The 18,833-nt window shown below is 53.1% G+C and carries 20 protein-coding genes; 9 read left to right on the top strand and 11 right to left on the bottom strand.

Going from position 1 to position 18,833, the window contains the following annotated elements:
* Nucleotides 1-113 precede the first annotated feature (113 nt).
* Together ACHUEV_RS04515 and uvrA are read left to right on the top strand one after the other, a co-directional pair.
* Nucleotides 114-869: a DNA repair protein gene (locus ACHUEV_RS04515; protein ID WP_394177872.1), complete on the top strand. Its 756-nt coding sequence runs from the start codon at nucleotides 114-116 to the stop codon at nucleotides 867-869.
* Nucleotides 870-999: 130 nt separating this feature from the next.
* Nucleotides 1,000-3,858 (top strand): excinuclease ABC subunit UvrA, encoded by a 2,859-nt coding sequence (uvrA, locus tag ACHUEV_RS04510; protein ID WP_394177871.1) that lies wholly within the window; start codon nucleotides 1,000-1,002, stop codon nucleotides 3,856-3,858.
* 126 nt (nucleotides 3,859-3,984) lie between these two features.
* Here uvrA and ACHUEV_RS04505 read toward each other — a convergent pair whose 3' ends face one another.
* Nucleotides 3,985-5,484, bottom strand: a complete 1,500-nt coding sequence (locus ACHUEV_RS04505) for a CoA-acylating methylmalonate-semialdehyde dehydrogenase (protein ID WP_394177870.1) — start codon at nucleotides 5,482-5,484, stop codon at nucleotides 3,985-3,987.
* Between the two features lie 95 nt (nucleotides 5,485-5,579).
* Here ACHUEV_RS04505 and ACHUEV_RS04500 point away from each other — a divergent pair, with 95 nt between their 5' ends.
* The 4 genes from ACHUEV_RS04500 to ACHUEV_RS04485 all read left to right on the top strand — a co-directional run bounded on the left by ACHUEV_RS04500 (nucleotide 5,580) and on the right by ACHUEV_RS04485 (nucleotide 8,288).
* Nucleotides 5,580-6,482, top strand: coding sequence for a LysR family transcriptional regulator (locus ACHUEV_RS04500; protein ID WP_394177869.1), 903 nt, complete (start codon nucleotides 5,580-5,582; stop codon nucleotides 6,480-6,482).
* Nucleotides 6,483-6,519: 37 nt separating this feature from the next.
* Nucleotides 6,520-6,954, top strand: a complete 435-nt coding sequence (locus ACHUEV_RS04495) for a CBS domain-containing protein (RefSeq protein ID WP_394177868.1) — start codon at nucleotides 6,520-6,522, stop codon at nucleotides 6,952-6,954.
* Nucleotides 6,955-7,020: 66 nt separating this feature from the next.
* Nucleotides 7,021-7,515 carry a pantetheine-phosphate adenylyltransferase gene (gene coaD / locus ACHUEV_RS04490; RefSeq protein WP_394177867.1) on the top strand — a complete coding sequence of 165 codons (495 nt, stop codon included), beginning with the start codon at nucleotides 7,021-7,023 and terminating at the stop codon, nucleotides 7,513-7,515.
* 20 nt (nucleotides 7,516-7,535) lie between these two features.
* A complete protein-coding gene (locus ACHUEV_RS04485; protein ID WP_394177866.1) occupies nucleotides 7,536-8,288 on the top strand; it encodes an alpha/beta hydrolase family protein in 753 nt (250 codons plus the stop codon).
* Here the strand turns inward: ACHUEV_RS04485 and ACHUEV_RS04480 are convergent.
* From ACHUEV_RS04480 to gap (ACHUEV_RS04460), 5 genes are all read right to left on the bottom strand, one after another.
* Complete coding sequence (locus tag ACHUEV_RS04480; protein ID WP_394177865.1) at nucleotides 8,285-10,231, bottom strand: acyltransferase family protein; 1,947 nt, start codon at nucleotides 10,229-10,231, stop codon at nucleotides 8,285-8,287. The two genes, ACHUEV_RS04485 and ACHUEV_RS04480, sit on opposite strands and share 4 nt — an antisense overlap.
* Nucleotides 10,232-10,317: 86 nt before the next feature.
* Nucleotides 10,318-10,476, bottom strand: coding sequence for a hypothetical protein (locus ACHUEV_RS04475; RefSeq protein WP_394177864.1), 159 nt, complete (start codon nucleotides 10,474-10,476; stop codon nucleotides 10,318-10,320).
* Between the two features lie 188 nt (nucleotides 10,477-10,664).
* Complete coding sequence (gene gap, locus ACHUEV_RS04470) at nucleotides 10,665-11,666, bottom strand: type I glyceraldehyde-3-phosphate dehydrogenase (RefSeq protein ID WP_106355702.1); 1,002 nt, start codon at nucleotides 11,664-11,666, stop codon at nucleotides 10,665-10,667.
* Between the two features lie 74 nt (nucleotides 11,667-11,740).
* On the bottom strand, nucleotides 11,741-11,884 hold the full coding sequence (locus ACHUEV_RS04465) for a hypothetical protein (RefSeq protein ID WP_394177863.1): 144 nt from the start codon (nucleotides 11,882-11,884) through the stop codon (nucleotides 11,741-11,743).
* A 115-nt stretch (nucleotides 11,885-11,999) separates the two neighbouring features.
* Nucleotides 12,000-13,001: a type I glyceraldehyde-3-phosphate dehydrogenase gene (gene gap / locus ACHUEV_RS04460; protein ID WP_394177862.1), complete on the bottom strand. Its 1,002-nt coding sequence runs from the start codon at nucleotides 12,999-13,001 to the stop codon at nucleotides 12,000-12,002.
* A gap of 193 nt (nucleotides 13,002-13,194) precedes the next feature.
* Here gap (ACHUEV_RS04460) and ACHUEV_RS04455 point away from each other — a divergent pair, with 193 nt between their 5' ends.
* On the top strand, nucleotides 13,195-14,142 hold the full coding sequence (locus ACHUEV_RS04455; RefSeq protein WP_394177861.1) for a DUF808 domain-containing protein: 948 nt from the start codon (nucleotides 13,195-13,197) through the stop codon (nucleotides 14,140-14,142).
* Between the two features lie 50 nt (nucleotides 14,143-14,192).
* On the opposite strand, the gene tkt is transcribed toward ACHUEV_RS04455, so the two are convergent.
* On the bottom strand, nucleotides 14,193-16,211 hold the full coding sequence (gene tkt, locus ACHUEV_RS04450) for a transketolase (RefSeq protein ID WP_394178271.1): 2,019 nt from the start codon (nucleotides 16,209-16,211) through the stop codon (nucleotides 14,193-14,195).
* A 285-nt stretch (nucleotides 16,212-16,496) separates the two neighbouring features.
* Here tkt and ACHUEV_RS04445 point away from each other — a divergent pair, with 285 nt between their 5' ends.
* Entirely contained in the window at nucleotides 16,497-16,964 is a 468-nt protein-coding gene (locus ACHUEV_RS04445; protein WP_394177860.1) for a hypothetical protein, read from the top strand.
* Entirely contained in the window at nucleotides 16,951-17,340 is a 390-nt protein-coding gene (locus ACHUEV_RS04440) for a cell division protein ZapA (protein WP_394177859.1), read from the top strand. The genes ACHUEV_RS04445 and ACHUEV_RS04440 overlap by 14 nt, the downstream gene beginning before the upstream one ends.
* Here the strand turns inward: ACHUEV_RS04440 and ACHUEV_RS04435 are convergent.
* The 4 genes from ACHUEV_RS04435 to ACHUEV_RS04420 all read right to left on the bottom strand — a co-directional run bounded on the left by ACHUEV_RS04435 (nucleotide 17,337) and on the right by ACHUEV_RS04420 (nucleotide 18,785).
* A complete protein-coding gene (locus ACHUEV_RS04435; protein ID WP_394177858.1) occupies nucleotides 17,337-17,864 on the bottom strand; it encodes a hypothetical protein in 528 nt (175 codons plus the stop codon). The two genes, ACHUEV_RS04440 and ACHUEV_RS04435, sit on opposite strands and share 4 nt — an antisense overlap.
* An 83-nt stretch (nucleotides 17,865-17,947) precedes the next feature.
* Entirely contained in the window at nucleotides 17,948-18,307 is a 360-nt protein-coding gene (gene grxD / locus ACHUEV_RS04430) for a Grx4 family monothiol glutaredoxin (protein WP_394177857.1), read from the bottom strand.
* Nucleotides 18,308-18,310: 3 nt separating this feature from the next.
* On the bottom strand, nucleotides 18,311-18,544 hold the full coding sequence (locus tag ACHUEV_RS04425; RefSeq protein WP_394177856.1) for a hypothetical protein: 234 nt from the start codon (nucleotides 18,542-18,544) through the stop codon (nucleotides 18,311-18,313).
* Nucleotides 18,545-18,554: 10 nt separating this feature from the next.
* On the bottom strand, nucleotides 18,555-18,785 hold the full coding sequence (locus ACHUEV_RS04420) for a BolA/IbaG family iron-sulfur metabolism protein (protein ID WP_394177855.1): 231 nt from the start codon (nucleotides 18,783-18,785) through the stop codon (nucleotides 18,555-18,557).
* Between the last annotated feature and the right edge of the window lie 48 nt (nucleotides 18,786-18,833).

Below are 18,833 nucleotides of genomic sequence, written 5' to 3'. Positions count from 1 at the left end.
CTAGGTGCTTATTTTCCTATAAAAACAGACGGTTTTGCCACATTTCGCGGGTGCGAGACATAAAATTAACAACATATTTAAAGATATTTACCCCCGTGTTTTGGAGGTTAACGATGAATATGGTATCAGTTCGCGAAATCGCGAGAGTAATGAATATTGTTTGTATGTTTCTTGTCGCATGTGCGGCGGGTGCTGCTGTGGTTTATGCGGTTCTATGTGCGGTTGGCCTTGCACCCTGGTTGAGTTTTTCAGCGACCTTTGGGCAGACTACGTTTCTGAACGCTGGCCAGTTTGTGCAAATTCTAATGACTGTGGTCCTTGTTATGCTGGCGTCATTCTTGCCCGCAACCTCGCGTGTTGCCACGCTTGAGGCGAGCCACCGCAGCTTTCACCTGAAAATGGAAGATATCGCGCAGGCCTACTATTATTGCCATGCCGCCGACCGTTCAGGTGTATTTACGATGGCGTCTGAATTTGACGCGGTCCGTGAACGTCTGAATTATTTGCGCGACCATCCTGATTTGGGCAGCCTAGAGGCCGATGTGTTAGAGGTCGCTGCCCAGATGTCGCAGCAGGCAAAACAGCTTGCACAAACCTATTCCGATGAAAATGTCGGCCGGGCCAAGATGTTTTTGCGCCAGCGCCAGCAAGAGGTAGAAAAACAAAAGCAACGTATTGCTGATGCGATGCATGACTGTCGCGAGCTGGAAAAATGGGTCGAAGCTGTTGATATGGACGAAAGCGTTTTGGCGTCACAGTTTAGTCAGCTAGAAGAACGGCTCCAGATCGCTAGTGAGAAACTTGGTTTGCGTCTGCCCAAGCATAACGACAACGTTTACCCGATCCAGCCGCTATCAGCCGCTGAATAATACCCGGGGCAGATCACATTGATCTGCCCTTTTTCATTTACGCCGTGATGTTCTTGTAACGTTCTCACTTTTTGGTTGGATAGTTTGCCGGTCTCCACTATTTGTTAATCGAACTTCTCGTGGGGGCCTTATGGCAGAGCTGAAGAACATCGAAGTGCGCGGCGCGCGCGAGCATAACCTTAAAAACATCGATGTGGATATTCCACGCGATCAGCTGGTGGTCATCACCGGGCTGTCTGGTTCTGGGAAATCGTCGCTGGCGTTTGATACGATCTATGCCGAAGGCCAACGCCGCTATGTCGAGAGCCTGTCCGCCTATGCGCGGCAGTTCCTTGATATGATGGAAAAGCCCGATGTGGATCACATTAGTGGCTTGTCGCCAGCGATTTCGATTGAACAAAAGACAACGTCGAAAAACCCGCGTTCGACCGTCGGTACGATCACTGAAATTTACGACTACATGCGTTTGCTGTTTGCGCGGGCAGGGACGCCGTTCAGCCCCGCGACTGGTCTGCCGATTGAGGCGCAGCAAGTTCAAGACATGGTCGACCGTGTCATGGGCCTAGAGGAAGGCACACGCGGGTATCTGCTCGCCCCGATTATTCGTGACCGTAAGGGCGAGTACCGCAAAGAATTCCTAGAGCTGCGCAAGCAGGGTTTTCAGCGGGTAAAGGTCGACGGCGAATTCTATGAACTGGACGAGCCGCCGACGTTGGATAAGAAGTTCCGCCATAACATCGATGTGGTCGTTGACCGGATCGTTGTACGCGAAGGGTTGGAAACGCGGCTGGCTGATAGTTTCCGTACCGCGCTTGATCTGGCTGATGGTATCACCGTTCTGGAAACCGCCCCATCTAAGGGCGAGCCAGAGCGTATTACCTTTTCCGAAAACTTTGCCTGTCCGGTCTCGGGGTTCACGATCCCCGAGATCGAACCGCGTCTGTTTTCGTTCAATGCGCCTTTTGGTGCCTGCCCAAGCTGTGACGGTCTTGGCGTAGAGCTGTTCTTTGATGCGGGGCTTTGTGTGCCCGATGTGACGTTGAAAATCGCTGATGGTGCGATTGCACCGTGGCGCAAAGGAAAGTCGCCTTATTTCTTGCAGACCATCGAAGCCATCGCAAAGCACTATGGTTTCAACAAGAATTCGCGCTGGAAAGACCTGGATCCGAAGGTGCAGAACGTTTTCCTCTACGGATCAGGTAAAGAAGAGATCAAGTTCCGCTATGACGAAGGCGGGCGTGTCTATCAGGTTGAACGTGCGTTTGAAGGCGTGATCCCGAATATGGAACGCCGCTATCGCGAGACGGACAGCAACTGGATTCGCGAGGATTTTGAACAGTACCAAAACAACCGGCCTTGTGGCACCTGTGGCGGTTACCGTCTGCGCCAAGAAGCATTGGCAGTGAAGATCGGTGGTCTGCATGCCGGTCAGGTGGTGCAGATGTCAATCAAGGACGCGTATGACTGGTGTCTTGCGGTGCCTGATCAATTGAACACGCAAAAAAACGAAATTGCCAGGGCGATCCTGAAGGAAATTCGTGAACGTCTTGGGTTCTTGAATAACGTTGGTTTGGAGTATCTGACGCTCGCGCGAAATTCGGGTACTTTGTCGGGGGGGGAAAGCCAGCGGATCAGGTTGGCATCTCAGATCGGGTCGGGCCTGCAAGGCGTGCTCTATGTGTTGGATGAACCGTCGATCGGGCTGCACCAGCGTGATAACGACCGCCTGCTGACGACGCTGAAGAACCTACGCGATCAGGGCAATACCGTGATCGTGGTTGAACATGACGAGGAAGCCATTCGCGAGGCCGACTATGTCTTTGACATTGGCCCAGGCGCGGGCGTCCATGGCGGGCAGGTGGTGGCCAAAGGTACCCCCGCTGAAATCATGGCGAACGCTGCATCGATTACGGGACAATATCTAACGGGTACCCGCGAAATTGCCGTGCCTGCCAAGCGCCGCAAGGGCAACAAAAAGAAGCTGACTGTCGTGAAGGCGACAGGAAACAACCTGCAAAACGTTACCGTTGATTTCCCACTGGGGCAGTTTGTTTGTGTGACAGGCGTTTCTGGCGGCGGGAAATCCACCCTGACGATTGAGACGCTGTTCAAGAACGCGTCGCAAAAGCTAAACGGCTCGCGGCAGGGGCCAGCGCCTTGTGAAACCATCAAAGGGTTCGAGCATCTGGATAAGGTGATCGACATTGATCAACGTCCAATTGGCCGAACCCCTCGGTCTAACCCCGCGACCTATACGGGCGCGTTTACCCCGATCCGCGATTGGTTCGCTGGCATGCCAGAATCCAAGGCGCGCGGTTATAAACCGGGCCGCTTTTCATTCAACGTGAAGGGCGGGCGTTGCGAGGCCTGTCAGGGCGATGGCGTCATCAAGATCGAGATGCACTTCCTGCCAGACGTCTACGTGACCTGTGAAACGTGTAAGGGCGCGCGCTATAACCGCGAGACGCTTGAGATCAAGTTTAAGGGCAAGTCCATCGCCGATGTGCTTGATATGACGGTAGAAGATGCGCAAGAGTTCTTTAGCGCTGTGCCGTCGATCCGGTCCAAAATGGATGCGCTGATGCGCGTTGGGTTGGGATACATCAAAGTCGGCCAACAAGCGACGACCCTGTCTGGTGGTGAAGCGCAACGCGTGAAACTATCAAAAGAATTGGCGCGCCAATCTACGGGTCGTACGTTGTATATCTTAGATGAGCCGACCACTGGTTTGCATTTCGAAGACGTTCGCAAACTGCTTGAGGTGCTGCACGAGCTTGTTGATCAGGGCAATTCTGTTGTTGTGATCGAACACAACCTTGATGTCGTGAAAACTGCAGACCACATCATCGACATCGGCCCAGAGGGTGGTGATGGCGGTGGTCGCGTGGTTGCAACCGGAACCCCAGAAGAGGTGGCCGAGGTCGTCGAAAGTCACACCGGTAGATATCTGAAAGATATGCTGGGCCCTAAGAAAGTCGCGGCGGAATAACAAAGAGCCTGGGCATCGGCGGTAATCGCTAGCAAGGATTTCTTCGCTGAGAAATCTGCAGTGAGTTGCCTTGATTCCTTTGGACGCCTGAATGGCGGCCAAAGGAATGTGTTGAGGATGGATACGTTAGTCCATTGGTTTGAAGTTGAACTCGCCACCTTCTTTGATGCCTGACGGCCAGCGCGACGTGACCGTTTTGGTGCGCGTGTAGAATTTGAACGCGTCGGGTCCGTGTTGGTTCAGGTCACCAAAGACCGATTTCTTCCAGCCGCCAAAGGTATGGTAAGCTAGCGGAACAGGGATCGGTACGTTGATCCCGACCATGCCGATGTTGATCCGGCTCGCGAAATCGCGGGCTGCGTCGCCGTCACGGGTAAAGATCGCAGTGCCGTTGCCGTATTCGTGGTCCATCGCAAGACCGATTGCCTCTTCATAGCTTTGCGCACGAACGCAGGACAGGACAGGTCCGAAGATTTCTTTTTTGTAGATATCCATGTCTTTGGTCACGCGATCAAACAGGTGTGGTCCGACAAAGAAGCCGTCTTCATAACCCTGCAACTTGAACCCACGTCCATCAACGACAAGTTCTGCGCCTTGCTCAATACCTGTCTCTATTAGCCCAAGGATGTTTTCCTTCGCTGCCGCAGTAACGACGGGGCCATAGTCCACATCATTGCCGCCCGTGTAGGGGCCAACCTTTAGCTTTTCGATGCGTGGAACCAGCTTTTCAATCAGGCGATCAGCGGTTTCCTCACCTACAGGCACAGCGACCGAGATCGCCATGCAGCGTTCGCCTGCGGCACCATAGCCCGCACCGATTAAAGCATCCGCTGCTTGATCCATGTCAGCGTCTGGCATGATGATCATATGGTTCTTCGCGCCACCAAAACACTGCACGCGCTTTCCGTTCGAGCAGCCGCGACCATAAATGTATTCTGCAATTGGGGTGGATCCGACAAACCCGATGGACTGGATCACGTCGTGATCAAGGATCGCATCAACAGCTTCTTTGTCCCCGTTCACGACCTGAAGGATACCTTTGGGAAGGCCTGCTTCTTCCATCAATTCGGCAAGCATCAGCGGGACGGATGGGTCGCGCTCAGATGGCTTAAGGATAAAGGCGTTCCCGCAGACGATGGCAGGGGCGAACATCCACATTGGGATCATTGCTGGGAAGTTAAACGGTGTAATACCAGCTGAAACGCCCAAAGGCTGTTTCATCGAATACATATCGATGCCGGGGCCTGCAGCGTCAGTGAATTCACCCTTTAGCATTTGCGGCGCGCCGATGCAGTATTCCACGACCTCTAGCCCGCGCTGAACGTCGCCTGCTGCGTCCGGCAGGGTCTTGCCGTGCTCGCGCGACAGGGCCTCTGCCAGTTTGTCCATGTCGCGGTTCAGCAGATCAACGAATTTCATCATTACACGCGCGCGGCGCTGTGGGTTCACGGCGGCCCATGCAATCTGTGCTTTGGCCGCGATCTCAACCGCTTGGGCCATTTCGTCGGCGTTCGCGAGCGGGACTTTGGCCTGAACTTCACCAGTTGCCGGGTTGTAGACGTCAGCAAAGCGGCCAGATGTGCCCTTAACATGCGCGCCGTTAATGTAATGGGTAAGCTCTTGCATGGTATCCTCCGTTGGTTGGCTGAACTATAGGCTTGCGTTTTTCGTCGTAAAAGAACGAATATCCCAAAACCATTTTGCAAAAATGTAGGTATGGGATGGAAAATTGGGACGACATCCGGGTATTTCTTGCGGTTGCTCGCGCAGAAAGCCTGTCAGGGGCTGCGCCGATCCTCAAGATGGACCCGGCCACACTAAGCCGCCGGATCGCCCGGTTAGAGCGGTCACTTGGGGCGACATTGTTTGTGAAATCGCCGCAAGGGTATGCGCCTACGGATTTGGGTGAGCGGATGCGTGAACGCGCAATTGCCGCCGAAACGCAGCTGGCATTGGCACGAGACGAGGGGCAGGGTGGTTCGTCTCGGTTAACTGGACAGATTCGGATTGGTGCACCTGATGGTGCAGCGAACTTTCTTCTTCCGCAGGTTTGTGCTGCCATCCAAGCAGAAAACCCCGCACTAGAAATTCAGATACTCGCGCTGCCGCGTGTCGTGAACCTGTCGCGTCGCGAGGCAGACATGGCTGTCACCGTTAGCCCGCCTGCCGCAGGAAAGCTAACGGTGCAGAGGATCACCGACTACAAACTTCACTTAGCCACGCGCAATGATGCCCCCGTGATTTCTGATCGCGATGACCTGCGTGACCGGCCCATTGTTGGCTATATTCCAGACATGATTTTCGACAAAGAGCTCGACTATCTAGGTGATTTAGGCGCGCAAGGCGTTCAAATGGCATCGAACTCTGTCGCGGTGCAGTTACAGATGATCCGACAATCTGGTATCGGAATTGTTCATGATTTTGCGCTGCCTTTCGCGCCAGAGTTGCGGCGTGTCTTGGTGGATGACATATCACTGACCCGATCATTCTATCTGGTGCGTCACACGTCAGACCGGCAATCTGATCGGCTGAACCGTATCGCAACGGCAATAATCACTGGTATTCAGGCCGAAGTATCGCGTCTTGAGAAAATCGCGTGCTTGACAGATAGCCCCCTGATTTGAGAGCATTAACACCCGCAACCCTATTAAGGACCCCGCGATGATTGTTTCCCAAATTCTTAAGTCAAAAGACAGCACTGGCGTTGTGTCAGTCAAGCCAAGTGATCCTGTCGCTGCCGCCGTAAGTCTGCTGTCCGAGAAACGGATTGGGACAGTTGTTGTATCCGCTGACGGCGTTTCGCTTGATGGTATTTTGTCGGAACGCGACATTGTCCGTGAAATGGGCAAGCGCGGCGCAACCTGCCTGTCGGATAAAGTTGCGGATATGATGACTGCCAAGTTAATCACTTGTAGCCCAGACGACAGCGCGCTTGATGTCCTGGAAATGATGACAAAAGGCCGTTTTCGTCACATGCCTGTCATGGAAAATGGAACGATGATTGGTCTCATTTCGATTGGTGATGTCGTCAAAGGCCGGCTTGCTGAGCTGTCGATGGAAAAAGACGCCCTTGAAGGTATGATTATGGGGCACTAGGCCCCTTGCAATCTGACGCGTAATATTGTTGCGTGCGCGCAGCTAATGCAGAGAACGAGGTGCGCCATGCGTGTAGGACTTTATCCCGGTACATTTGACCCGGTAACGCATGGACATATTGATATTATCCGCAGGGCTTGCTCACTCGTGGATCGTCTTGTCATTGGCGTTGCAATCAATAGGGACAAAAGCCCGCTGTTTTCTTTGGAAGAGCGCGTTGCGATGGTCGAGGCGGAATGCGTACCGCTTGGGCGCGATCGTGGTTGCGAAGTCGTCGTTCATCCCTTCGAGAACCTGCTGATTGATTGCGCACATGAAGTTGGCGCGGGTGTCATTATCCGTGGTCTGCGCGCGGTTGCAGATTTTGAATATGAATTTCAAATGGTTGGCATGAACCGTTCAATGGATAATTCTATCGAGACAGTATTCTTGATGGCTGACGCTAAGAACCAAGCGATCGCATCCAAACTAGTGAAAGAGATCTCTCGCTTAGGGGGGGACGTCTCCAAATTTGTTACCCCATCGGTAAACGCCGCTTTGAAAGCGCGTTTCGATACGTGACCATTAGGGCGGCTGCCGGAATGTACGCGCTATACGCCATCATCATGATATTTGCGCACCCGCTGTACATTTATCCGTTCGGCGATGATCGCTTTGCTGATCCCGCATTCTCGGCTGTTCAACACGGTGAAACGAATGTGCACCTTCAGGTGTCAGACGGCGCGCCTGGTGAGCCAGCGATTTTGTATTTTATGGGAAATGGCGGTTCGCTTGCGTATTTCGGGGCGAGCTTGCGTGTCCACACTGACGCCGACCGCACGGTCGTCGCGATGGAGTATCCCGGGGGTGGTGGTATCCCCGGTTCGCCTTCCGAGGCGCTGCTCAAGGCTCAAGCGCTTGACGCATACGACTGGCTGTCTGAACAGCATGACGGGCAGGTCGTCGTCCAAGGGTATTCATTGGGCACGGGCTTGGCGCAATATGTTGCAGCAAATCGTGACGTAGATGGTGTCATCCTGACTGCGCCATACGCGCGATTGTGTAATCTCATGACACGCGCGTCTTGGCTTCCGGTCTGCTACCTGCCGGGTGTCCAACGATGGGATTCGCTGGCATTGGTCGACAATATAGAGGCACCGGTGTTGGTAATGCATGGGGCAGACGACGACCTAATCCCGATCACAGAGGGAAAGCGTTTAGTCCGCGCGATGCAGAGCGCAGAGATCGAAGTCACATTCGCATCTATAGACAACGCAAACCATCACAACGTTACCAGCCAGCGTGAATACGCGGCGCAGATATCCGATTTTCTGAGTACGTTAGCGGCGGATTAGTTAGATAGGCGGTCGAGAATTTCCTGCAATTCAGGCGTTGCGGCGATCATTTGCCTGACTGCGCTTTCTGCACCTGCAGGTGACCAGTGCGCGTAATCGATGACGAAGAGTTCACCCTCTGATGTGACAGTAGGACAGTAGGTGCTGCATAATGTTTCGATTGATGACCTATATGCGATTGGCCCTTCCGAAAATTGGTTTGTAAGCCAATTATCCAACAGACGCTCTGTTTCGAAAGTCGCTTTAGGATAGTACTGTTTTAAGTCTTCCCGATCAGCGCTACGTGCAATTGCGATATCTATTGTTGGGTTGAACCCTGGTCGTGGACCCCAGAAAAAGAAAGGGACATCGCCGGGGGTAAAGTTATCGAGATTAGATATCAGCTGGCCGAGAATGCGACCGTCTGGGAGTTCTTTTCCACCGACACCGCGCGTAATCATAGACGCGCCGCTTTGACCGTAAACGATGGCGGCAAGCCGTTCTTGGTTATTGTGCAGCCAGTTTTGCCAGTGATCAAAGAATTGAACGCAAAAGTCGTCGTGCTGCATGCTTTTACCTAGATGACACCCATTCCCAGTGAGCTGCACAATTGGGAGGTTAGGGTAGGCAGAGCGCATTCCCATATAGATATCCGCCGCGTGGCTATCACCCAATATGACGATGACGTTTTCCTGTTCGTCTGGTTGGCACGAAGAGAAGTCGTCGAAATAGGTGCTTACTGAGCCTGTCGTGGCATTGCAGGTCCAGTCCCTTACCTCATTGTGCCGTTGTTCGATCGCTTTGCTGAGGTCATCCATTAGTGCAATGATTTCTGGCGAAAACCGTGTTTGTACTCCACGTGACAAGTGGATGCTCAGGCTTGCGAGGCTGATGCCAAGTACACAAATTGCGCTGCCCCGGACCAATGTGGTTGATGGAATGTTGAAGGTCGGACCAGTCTTTTTCCGAAATGGCGTTTCGACAAGATGGTACATAGCGGCACCAAACACGATTGAGATGGCCAGTACGAGCAATATCTCTGCTGAGCTTTCTGGGCGGCCGTACATTAGTCGGTAGTAGACCTGTACGGGCCAGTGCACGAGATACAGTGAATAGCTGATGCGCCCGATGTAGCTGATTGGAGGGAGCGCAAGCGCGCGGTTCATACCAGCGCTGGGACCCGCAAAGATGAGTAGTGCCGCACCGAGTGTTGGGGCAAGCGCAGTGAAACCGGGGAAAGGCGTTTCATCGCTGAAGATGCTCGCAGCATAAAAGATGATCAATACGCCAATCATCGAGGCAGTGTTCGATAGAATTTGACCTCGGGCCTGAATACCACTGATCGCCAGCATGGCGCCGATCGCGAATTCATAAATACGGAATGGTGTTAGGAAGAACGCGGCCGAGCTATGGTCGGCAAGCATGCCTTGAGAGGCAAGTAGAGTAACGGCAAAAATTACTAACAAGACGCCCATCAAGCCTCCTTGCGAAAGCCTACGGCCTGCCAATACCAGAAAGGCAGGCCAGATTAGGTAAAACTGTTCTTCAACTGCCAGTGACCACGTGTGCAGTAGGGGTTTGTAGTAAGCTTCAATGTTGAAGTAGCCAGTTTGCCACCAAAAGAAGACGTTGCTTACTGAAAATAGCGTTGCGAGCGATGATTGTGCCGCTTCTTGATAGAGTGTTGGAGGCAGCAGAACCCAACCAAAAATTAGTGTGTGAATGAGCGTAAAAAGCAGGGCGGGTGCAAGCCTGCGTAGACGCCGTAGATAGAAATTGCTGTAAGAAAACTGGCCTGTTTCAAGCTCGCGGCGAATAAGCTTTGTGATTAGGTAACCGCTGATCACGAAAAATACGTCTACGCCGATGAATCCCCCAGGAACATTGGCAAGCTCTGCATGAAAAAACAGTATTAAGAGAACGGCAAGCGCGCGTAGTCCGTCGACATCGTGTCTATATTGCAATTCGTAAGGCCTAGTCGCTGTTCAGTTGAGTATGCGTAGCACTCACGTCACATTGTGGCAACTTGCCCAGCGATGGACGCGGAATTTTAGCCGTATACTGCCTTTGTCGCGATCTTTGCTGCGTCTTCGCGGAAGATACCAAGATCGACTGCTGTCTCGTATGGCATGTTTTGGAGTTCAAATTTCAGGCGTGAGTATGCTACGCGTTTTTGGACTGCGGACATTACGTTGTTTAGGGCGGTCATTGCGTGCTCCTTTGATAGTCAGCGCATTATGATCTTGTCCTTGATAGTTAGTGATACTGCATTGTGTCACAACTGACGGTTAGTTCGGCCCGGTATGCGAGAATTGCATGCCCACAATTGCCATCGTTCCATAAAAAAAGCCGACCCCGAAGGGCCGGCTTTCGAATTCGTAATCGTGTTGAGGTCGATTAGATCAGTTTACCCATGGCGACGGCTGTGTCGCTCATCCGGTTAGAGAAGCCCCATTCGTTGTCGTACCATGTCAGGATACGCACCATGTTGCCGTCCAGAACCTTGGTTTGATCAAGGTGGAAGATCGACGAATGCGGATCATGGTTAAAGTCAGAGCTGACCATGGGCAGATCGGTGTAGCCCAAGATGCCTTTTAGCGGGCCGTCGGCGGCTGCGATGATTGCTGCGTTCACTTCTTCGACGGTTGTCGCGCGTGAGGCTTCGAATGTCAGGTCGACAACGGAAACGTTTGGTGTCGGTACGCGGATCGCAACGCCGTCCAGCTTGCCGTTCAGTTCTGGTAGAACCAGACCCACAGCTTTCGCTGCACCTGTTGATGTCGGGATCATGGACAAAGCAGCAGCGCGTGCGCGGTACAGATCTTTGTGCATTGTATCCAGCGTGGGCTGGTCACCGGTGTAGCTGTGGATTGTTGTCATAAAGCCTTTGGTAATGCCGATGGCATCGTTCAGGACTTTAGCAACAGGGGACAGGCAGTTTGTTGTGCAAGACGCGTTAGACACGACGATATCGTCGGATGTCAGGGCATCGTCGTTCACGCCAAATACGATTGTTTTGTCGGCGTCTTTGCCCGGCGCAGAAATAAGAACGCGGCTCGAACCGTTATCAAGGTGCGCTTGGCAGGCTTCTTTGCTTGTGAAGATACCTGTGCATTCCAGAACAACGTCAACATTTGACCACGGAAGGTCAGCAGGGTTGCGAATTGCAGTCACCTGCATCGGGCCGCGACCAACGTCGATTGTGGTCTCTGTGGTGGTCACGGTCGCAGGAAAGCGGCCATGAACAGAATCAAAGCGCAGCAGGTGTGCGTTTGTTTCCACTGGTCCCAAGTCGTTGATTGCGACAACTTCAATATCGGTGCGTCCGCTTTCAATAATAGCACGCAATACGTTACGGCCAATACGGCCAAATCCGTTGATGGCGACTTTGACGGCCATGATGGTATCTCCTAAAGGATGACTGTTGGCGCTAACATTGCGATTTATCCGAAAAGGTCAACCGTAGATCGGTATCAGCGCCAGATTGCGATGTAGTCAATTAGATCGATTAGCTTACGAAATAGGAACGGAACACTGCCCCACTCAAGCACGTAGTGATCAAGGGCGACAAAGCCCATGATGAGTACAGCAAGGATGAATGCAACGGTGTTGGTCATGCCACCTGTCTAGCTTGCTTGAGCCTGAAACGTAAAGTTGGTTTCAGGTTAAGATCGGGAAAGCCGATGCCTAGACAGGTGTTATCGTATTTTAAGTTTCGAAAAGGTGAACGCTTTAGTTCAAACGTCCCATCGTCGCGGCGACATCAGCCATGCGTGACGAGAAGCCCCATTCGTTGTCGTACCATGCCAGTACGCGCACAGTTTTGCCGCCGACGACCTTTGTTTGGTCCGGTGCAAAGATACTGCTATGGGTGGTGTGATTAAAGTCGATGCTGACTTTGGCTTCGTCGTCGTAGGACATGACCATGCCCATGTAACCATTCGCGGCCTCCGCGACGATTGCGTTCACGTCTTCGACTGAAACGGATTTACCAGCTTCAAACGTCAGGTCTACGGCGCTTACGTTGGGGGTAGGGACGCGCATTGCGGTGCCGTCTAGCTTGCCTGACAGCTCTGGTAGGACTTCGCCCAATGCTTTGGCGGCACCAGTTGATGTCGGGATCATTGCCATGGCTGCGGCGCGCGCGCGGTAAAGATCGCTGTGCCGGCGGTCGAGAGTGGGTTGGTCACCAGTGTAGCTGTGGATCGTGGTCATGATGCCGCGTTCAATTCCGATGGCATCATTTAGGACTTTGGCGAGTGGAGCCAAACAGTTTGTCGTACACGACCCGTTCGATACCATCCGTTCGCTGGCCAATAGGTCGCGGTGGTTCACACCATATACGACGGTGCGGTCAACATTCGTTGCCGGTGCCGAAATCAGAACCTTTTTTGCGCCGCGCTCTAAGTGGATATTTGATTTTTCGCCGTCGTTGAATTTACCAGTGCATTCCAAAACGACATCGACGCCTGACCAATCAAGCTCTTCGGGATTGTACGTCGACATAACGTCAATCGGGCCACGTCCGAGATCAAGTGTATTCCCGTCAACCTTGATCGGGCTGCCGAAACGACCGTGGACGCTATCGTATTTTAGAAGGTGGGCATTTGTCTCGATCGGGCCAGTCGCATTGATTTTGACAACCTGAACATCATTGCGCGCGGCTTCGGCGATATGCGCGAGCGTACAGCGGCCGATCCGCCCAAATCCATTGATACCGATGGTGACTGTCATGCTCTTGCTCCATATCGCGGTGTTAAGGTTCCATAGGCAATGAATGGGGTTTGGAAAAGGAAAAAAGGTCATATAATCAACATGTTAGCGTTAACTTTTAATGGTTGCGCTAACTGTTTTCGCTAACGTATAGGGCTTGGCGCATCGCGCGGTTGCGCTACATTGACTGACGAATCAAACTTAGGGGCGGAACATGAGCGGATTACTTGCGTTGCTGGACGATGTGGCGGCCATTGCCAAAGTGGCGGCGGCATCGGTTGATGATGTGATCGGGCAGGCGACAAAGGCAGGGGCGCAAGCCGCTGGCGCAGTGATTGATGATGCCGCAGTAACCCCAAAATATGTGCACGGGTTTTCTGCGGATCGTGAGCTGCCAATCGTTGGCCGCATTGCATTTGGGTCGATTAAGAACAAGCTGGTGTTTTTGCTGCCAGCGGGGCTTTTGCTGTCAGCGTTCGCGCCTTGGCTTATTCCACTGCTGTTGATGTTGGGCGGGGGGTATCTGTGCTTTGAAGGTGCTGAAAAGATCACCCATGCGTTTTCGTCGCACCACGACGGTTATGAAGATGTAGGCGATCCTGCGCATTTGGAAGAAGAAAAAGTCCAAGGCGCCATCAAGACAGACTTCATTCTGTCAGCTGAAATCATGACGATTGCGCTGGCAGCGATTGATAGCCCAAGCATTTGGATGCAAGCGGGCACATTAGTTGTTGTCGCATTTGGGATTACCGCGCTGGTCTATGGTGCAGTTGCGTTGATCGTCAAAGCTGATGACGTTGGGCTAGCCATGGCAAGTAAGGGCCGGTTGGGCGCGACCCGCGCTATGGGGCGTGGTCTCGTTCACGGTATGCCGGTTTTTCTATTGGTTCTGACGTGGGTTGGTACGGCTGCGATGCTTTGGGTCGGCGGGTCGATCATCGTCCACGGGCTAGAGGAAATAGGGTTTTCGTGGCTAGGCCATCAAATCCATGACTGCGCAGAGATCGCAGCGCATCAAGTGCCCGCATCGTTCCAAGCTACCACTAAGTGGTTCGCAACTGCCGGAATGGATGGGGTGTTTGGTCTTGCGCTCGGGATCGTGCTGATCCCCGTGGGAACCAAGATCATTGCACCTATTTGGCGCAAGGTAATGCCGGGATAATCAGCAAAGTACCGCTCAGCCAAGGTAATCCTCGGCTGAGCGGTGATAGCTTATTTGATTAGGGATTTAACCAGATCAGCTGTGTCTTTGGCAGTAATGCCGAACTCTTCGAACAGACGTTCTGCTGGGGCAGAGGCACCAAAGCCAGGCATGCCAACAAAGCCTGCCTTTTTGTTGTTGCCACGTTCGCCCATCAGCCATTTGTCCCAACCTAGGCGCACGCCTGCTTCGATAGCCACGCGCACTGGGCCAGCAGGCAAGACGCGCTTGCGGTAGGATTCGTCTTGGGCTTCGAACAGTTCCCAGCATGGCATTGAAACGACACGTGTACCGATGCCTTCAGCTTCTAGAAGTTCGCGTGCCGCAAGTGCGACTTCGACTTCGGACCCAGTCGCCATCAAGATCGCTTGACGCTTGCCGGTTGCTTCGGCCAGAACATACGCGCCTTGGGCGGTCAGGTTCTTGGTTTTGTGCTCGGTCCGGACAGTCGGCAGGTTCTGACGTGACAGGCACAGCACAGAAGGTGTGCTTGTCGATGTCAGGGCCATTTCCCAGCTTTCGGCCGTTTCCACGGTATCCGCAGGGCGGAATACGTGGGTGTTTGGCGTCGCGCGCATCATGGCAAGGTGTTCAACCGGCTGGTGGGTTGGGCCATCTTCGCCAAGACCGATGCTGTCGTGCGTCATGACATAGGTTGTCGGAATACCCATCAGCGCTGACAGGCGCATTGCGCCGCGTGCATAGTCAGTAAAGCACATGAATGTACCGCCGTAAGGGCGTGCGCCGCCATGCAGCGCCATGCCGTTCATTGCCGCCGCCATACCGTGTTCGCGCACACCGTAGTAAATGTAGCGACCTTTGCGGTTCTCTGGGTTGAAGATACCCATGTCCGCAGTCAGCGTGTTGTTTGAACCCGTCAAGTCAGCAGAGCCGCCGATAGTCTCATTCATGATCGGGTTAACAGCTTGCAGTGTCAGTTCTGACGACTTGCGTGTCGCTACTTTTGGTTGGTCTTCGCTGACTTGCTTTTTCAGCGCACGGATTGTGGCTGACAGCTTTTTCGGTGCTTCGCCAGCGTAGGCGCGGTTGAACTCGGCTTGCTTCGTACCGGAAAGGGTCGCAAAGCGTTCTTCCCAAGCTGCGCGGGTTTCTGCACCGCGTGCGCCGATGGCTTCCCACTGGGCTTTGACGTCAGCAGCGACTTCGAAGTCACCCAAAGGTGCGCCGTAAAGCTCTTTGGTGGCTTTCAATTGGTCAGCGTTAGTAAGTGCGCCGTGACCTTTAGACGTATCTTGTGCCGCGTGACCCAAAGCGATGTGGGTTTTGCATGCGATCATAGATGGGCGTGGGTCAGCCTTGGCAGCTGTGATTGCCACATCAATTGCTTCTGGATCATGGCCATCAATTGACTGAACATGCCAGCCAGATGCCGCAAAGCGGGCAGGTTGGTCTGTGATGTCAGCCATATCAACGGTACCGTCGATGGTAATGTTGTTGTCGTCAAACAGGACAACAAGGTGGCTTAGCTTTTGCATACCAGCCAGACCGATAGCCTCTTGGCTGACGCCTTCCATCAGGCAACCGTCACCAGCAATCACATAAGTGTTGTGATCAATGATCTTTTTGCCCCAAGTTGCGCGCTGGATTTCCTCAGCAATCGCGAAACCAACAGAGTTGGCGATACCTTGGCCTAGCGGACCAGTGGTTGTTTCAATCCCACGTGCGTGGCCGAATTCAGGGTGACCTGCGGTTTTCGCGCCCCATTGGCGGAAGTCCTTGATTTGATCAAGCGTGATGTCTTCGTAGCCTGTCAGGTACATCAGCGAATAAAGCAGCATAGAGCCGTGGCCAGCAGACAGGATGAAACGGTCGCGGTCGGGCCAAGCAGGGGCCTTTGGGTCGAACTTAAGGTGCTTTTCAAATAATACGGTGGCAACGTCGGCCATGCCCATAGGCATGCCAGAGTGGCCAGAGTTCGCAGCAGCGACAGCATCGAGCGTCAGTGTGCGAATAGCAGCAGCTTTGTTCCAGTGTTCAGGGTGGGCTGTACGCAGGGCTTTAATATCCAAGGTGGTCACGTCCTATTCCAAAGGTGAATGTCTTGCTTGTCAGCGTCATATCAGGGTGACCCCTAAGATCAAGCGCGACGGTTAAGCTATTCAATTTTCAAGGCTGCTGTGATTTGCCGCGACATGCCGTATCGCATAGTCTGAATGGCAAGAGGCACGATTCGGCACGACATCGAAAGACTGGATGAAAAATTCAGCGTCGGTTGGATCATATCAACACAATGGCGGGCGCACGCCTCGGCGCATGTAGGCCGAGGGTGAGTTTGGGCCGAAAAGGACGAGCGGATGAGTGATATTAGTACGTTAGAGGGCCGCATTACGACGGCATTAGACCGGATTCGACGCGGGATCGAAGCCCAAGGGGGCGGCGATTCAGATCCTGCCCTGCATGCGGCGCTACAAAGCGAGCGGGCGGCGAATGCTGAATTGGTCGAACGGGTGCGGGCATTAAAAGAACGCCAAGATACCCAAGTCGCGAGCCTGACAGAGCGTGTTGAGAAGCAGCGTGCGCAGCTTGCCGCCTATGATGCACAGCTTCAAACATTGCGTGCGTCAAATGCCCAAATGCGCGAAATGAACACTAAGCTGCGCGACGCCGTTACCAAAGGTTTGTCGCCAGAGTTGGTCAACGAAGCTGTCGCGGCAGAGCTGCAAGCCTTGCAAGATCAACGTAGCGCCGAGGCAACCGAGATCGATGCGATCTTGTCTGAACTAAAACCACTGGTCGAGGAGGCATCCCATGCCGCAGGTTGAGATTTCGATTGGGGGCCGCAGCTTTGAAGTGGCGTGTCAGGCGGGCGAAGAACAGTTCCTGCAATCTGCCGCCGCGTTGCTAGATAGCGAAGCGTCCCATCTTGCTGACCAAATGGGCCGTATGCCAGAGGCGCGTATGCTTCTTATGGCCGGTTTAATGTTGGCTGATAAGACAGTTGGTATGGATAGTAAGCTTTCTAAGGCACAGACTGAGGTCGAAGCACTTCGCAAAGAGCTGAAAAACCTGCGGTCGCAGCCTGCACCAACCCCGGAACGGATAGAAGTTCCCGTTGTACCAGCGTCCGTTACCGAAGCATTGGCGGAAATCGCAGCGCGTGCTGAAGCTTTGGCCGATCAAGTGGACGGGCAGGGCTAAAGCGGTTTCTCGAGGGCACCTTTCAGGGAGCCGCTCCGGAATAGCTGATCTACTTCTGTAAATGTCCCAATCTTTTGCCCGTGCGCATAAAGCACGGGCAAAGCAATTTCTGATCCGTCTTCTGGGAAGGCCAGATGCATCGTAGGGTCTCTGCTGACGTCGACTGCCTTATAGGGTATGCCCGTCGCGTCCAGCATTTCGCGCATTTTTGTATCAATGCTAGTTCCATCGAATTCATCGATACGCCGCATGAAAACGACGATTGTGTTCACGCGCACGATGCCTTGTACAAGGTTCGTCGCGCTTCCTTTTTCGTCATAGCCCTCAGGATATTTTTGCTCGGGGGGATCTATATGACGGGGAAACGTCGCGTCGATGTCATCTCGGCCACTTTGGGGTTCACCCATGGCAAACATGTTGCCGCGTACAGCGCTCATCCGACGTTCACGGTTCAGCGCCACATAGTCGATTGCTTCGGTTCCAATCCTAGGATCGCTTGATCCTAGGCGTTGGATTGAGCGCAATATTGATCGGCCTAGAAAAAAGGCGGCGTAGCAAAGGCCGCCGATTAGAAAAAACCGTAAAAGGGTTGCACCCTCATATTCCATTAAGCGTTAGCTTCGCGGATTTTGTCTGCGGCGTCTTTGTCGAAGGCTACACCGTTTTCTGCGAACAATGTGTCCAATTCGCCAGATAGGGTCATTTCGGTAATGATGTCGCAACCGCCGATGAATTCACCTTTGACGTAAAGCTGAGGGATTGTTGGCCAGTCGGAATAGTCTTTGATGCCTTGGCGAATTTCGTCATCAGCCAGAACGTTAACGTCGGCAAAATCGACGCCCATAAAGTTCAAAACGCCTGCAACGCGCGATGAAAACCCGCACTGCGGCATAGATTTTGTACCCTTCATGAACAGAACGACATTGTTGTTCGTGACGGTTTCTTTGATTTTGGTTTCTGCGGTCATTTTTTAGGTCCTGTCGTCGTTTGAACGTTTGGGGCGATGCCTTGCCGCACCAAAAGTGGCACGAGGCTTTTTCATTACGGTATTTCTCTTGGATGTCTGACGAAAGGCTATGACGCGTCTTTCCCAGTCTTCCTGAGGGTCGTATTGCTTTTTCTTGCGTTTCCCTATCATCGCGAAGGGGACAGCTACCAAGAGAGCCAAGGCTACCAGCATGTAGAATAAGGCAGCCCAGATCATCGTTGCTTTCCTATTCCGGCGCCTTTGTCGTCAGCCCAAGCGCGTGCAGTTCTCCGCTGTCGATCTTTTCTTTTAGCGCCGCATTTACAGAGCGCTGCTGTTGAATACGATTCATGCCGCGAAAGCTTTCGTCGATGACCTCAGCCGCGAAATGTGCACCGTCATCGCCTTGCACAATGATGGACGCATTCGGGAATTTCTCGCGAAGGATTGTTTCGATTTCGTTGGCTGTGATCGGCATAAGAAGTCCTTTGGTCGGTTACCTATAATCTAGGCACGCAAAACCGGG

The sequence above is a fragment of the Yoonia maritima genome (assembly GCF_043641945.1).
Classification (GTDB): Bacteria; Pseudomonadota; Alphaproteobacteria; order Rhodobacterales; family Rhodobacteraceae; genus Yoonia; species Yoonia maritima_B.
This window is presented reverse-complemented; position numbering and strand designations above follow the sequence as displayed.

Bases quoted from the DNA above. Each gene is read 5' to 3' on its own strand.
- gap (WP_394177862.1), bottom strand. From the start codon at position 13,001: ATGACAGTCACCATCGGTATCAATGGATTTGGGCGGATCGGCCGCTGT.
- ACHUEV_RS04445 (WP_394177860.1), top strand. From the start codon at position 16,497: ATGAGTGATATTAGTACGTTAGAGGGCCGCATTACGACGGCATTAGAC.
- ACHUEV_RS04475 (WP_394177864.1), bottom strand. From the start codon at position 10,476: ATGACCGCCCTAAACAACGTAATGTCCGCAGTCCAAAAACGCGTAGCA.
- gap (WP_106355702.1), bottom strand. From the start codon at position 11,666: ATGGCCGTCAAAGTCGCCATCAACGGATTTGGCCGTATTGGCCGTAAC.
- ACHUEV_RS04420 (WP_394177855.1), bottom strand. From the start codon at position 18,785: ATGCCGATCACAGCCAACGAAATCGAAACAATCCTTCGCGAGAAATTC.
- ACHUEV_RS04440 (WP_394177859.1), top strand. From the start codon at position 16,951: ATGCCGCAGGTTGAGATTTCGATTGGGGGCCGCAGCTTTGAAGTGGCG.
- uvrA (WP_394177871.1), top strand. From the start codon at position 1,000: ATGGCAGAGCTGAAGAACATCGAAGTGCGCGGCGCGCGCGAGCATAAC.
- ACHUEV_RS04505 (WP_394177870.1), bottom strand. From the start codon at position 5,484: ATGCAAGAGCTTACCCATTACATTAACGGCGCGCATGTTAAGGGCACA.
- ACHUEV_RS04485 (WP_394177866.1), top strand. From the start codon at position 7,536: ATGTACGCGCTATACGCCATCATCATGATATTTGCGCACCCGCTGTAC.
- ACHUEV_RS04515 (WP_394177872.1), top strand. From the start codon at position 114: ATGAATATGGTATCAGTTCGCGAAATCGCGAGAGTAATGAATATTGTT.
- ACHUEV_RS04425 (WP_394177856.1), bottom strand. From the start codon at position 18,544: ATGATCTGGGCTGCCTTATTCTACATGCTGGTAGCCTTGGCTCTCTTG.
- grxD (WP_394177857.1), bottom strand. From the start codon at position 18,307: ATGACCGCAGAAACCAAAATCAAAGAAACCGTCACGAACAACAATGTC.
- ACHUEV_RS04455 (WP_394177861.1), top strand. From the start codon at position 13,195: ATGAGCGGATTACTTGCGTTGCTGGACGATGTGGCGGCCATTGCCAAA.
- ACHUEV_RS04500 (WP_394177869.1), top strand. From the start codon at position 5,580: ATGGAAAATTGGGACGACATCCGGGTATTTCTTGCGGTTGCTCGCGCA.
- ACHUEV_RS04465 (WP_394177863.1), bottom strand. From the start codon at position 11,884: ATGACCAACACCGTTGCATTCATCCTTGCTGTACTCATCATGGGCTTT.
- ACHUEV_RS04495 (WP_394177868.1), top strand. From the start codon at position 6,520: ATGATTGTTTCCCAAATTCTTAAGTCAAAAGACAGCACTGGCGTTGTG.
- coaD (WP_394177867.1), top strand. From the start codon at position 7,021: ATGCGTGTAGGACTTTATCCCGGTACATTTGACCCGGTAACGCATGGA.